Here is a 1,254-nt window from a genome sequence, read left to right as displayed (position 1 = left end):
CAGCCTGACTGATGACCATTTGGACCGGCAACTCGGCATTATCCCAGGGGCCGACAGAATGTCGGCGATCCCAGGCCGGCTGGGATCGCCGTCTTTCAGACGGCTTCGGGCCTCACCTTTTACGACACCCTCGAAGGGAGAGGGCCGGGGTGAGGGGGAAATTCAAAAGCTCAGATCGTGCCGCGTGGCAGTATACCTGCCGCCTATGGATTTCCCGCCGCGATGCACATCGCCCGCACTTGCCGGCAACATAGATACTCTATTAGGATGAAAGTTCAGTTGACCTCCGATCCGTAAATTCGATCGATCAGGCAGCCGTTTCGGTCAGGGCGACGGAGAAACCCCAACGATATATCTTTACGATGCGTTGGAATCTGAACCAAGACGATTTCTCACGTTGTATTCCAAAGCAGCCCCAAAGACCCCTACCTCGAGGTGAAAAAGATGAAGTCAGATAATCCGGCGGGAAGATTACTGAATATATTGGAAAATGGTAAACAGCATCCATCCGGTATGGGTTGCAGGGGGGCCTGGAATAAATTACTCAGAATAAACAACTCCAACCCGGCACTCCTTATGTCGCGTCTTGGAAAAGTAATGGAGTTGCCCAATCAAATAATAGAAAAGATACAGGAACACTACCCCAATCAAGGTTCGTCTCATGAGCATTGGAGTCAAAAATTAGATGCTGCGTTTGCGCAGCAAAACCTGAATGGTTCATGGGATTCATTTATTGGCCATATCGATGAACATACGATCAACTATCTCAAAATGTCCATGGATCTTTTGGATGTGAAAGAAGGATCGAAAGTAATAGAGGATGCTGAGCTTGCCGACATTGGAAATAAAGTGAATGATTTGCTCCAAGAGACTATCGACTCTGAGATTGACGCTGAATTCAAGAAGCATATAGTACAATATCTCAGTAAAACTATAACCGGTATCGATGAGTATCATATATCCGGCGCCGGACCAATCGTTGAAGGTATAGAGTGTACTCTCGGACATGCATTCTTAGATGATAAGTATCGAAGCAGCATTTCGGAAACCAGTTTAGGTAAAAAAATAATTGATGTCTTAGGACAGTTGCATCGGTCATAACATTAGCTATTCCACATTCCCACGCAGCACGTGGGAACGAGAAAAACCCCAACCAAAGCGCCGTCGCCGCGGTACGTGGGGAACAGGGCACCGCTGATCCCCGACAGCCGGGTTGGCAATGCAGTCACCGGAACTCGATCCGGGGCACCGCTC

1 protein-coding gene is annotated in these 1,254 nt (G+C 48.6%); it reads left to right on the top strand.

What is annotated here, in order from left to right; genetic code table 11:
* Window positions 1-444 precede the first annotated feature (444 nt).
* Window positions 445-1,101: a hypothetical protein gene (locus BQ17_RS20260; protein WP_141699100.1), complete on the top strand. Its 657-nt coding sequence runs from the start codon at window positions 445-447 to the stop codon at window positions 1,099-1,101.
* The last annotated feature ends 153 nt before the right edge of the window (window positions 1,102-1,254 follow it).

It is taken from the genome of Candidatus Thiosymbion oneisti (assembly GCF_900092655.1).
GTDB classification, from domain to species: Bacteria; Pseudomonadota; Gammaproteobacteria; order Chromatiales; family Chromatiaceae; genus Thiosymbion; species Thiosymbion oneisti.
The sequence above is the reverse complement of the archived record's forward strand: the minus strand, read 5'-3'. Positions and strand labels throughout refer to the sequence as shown.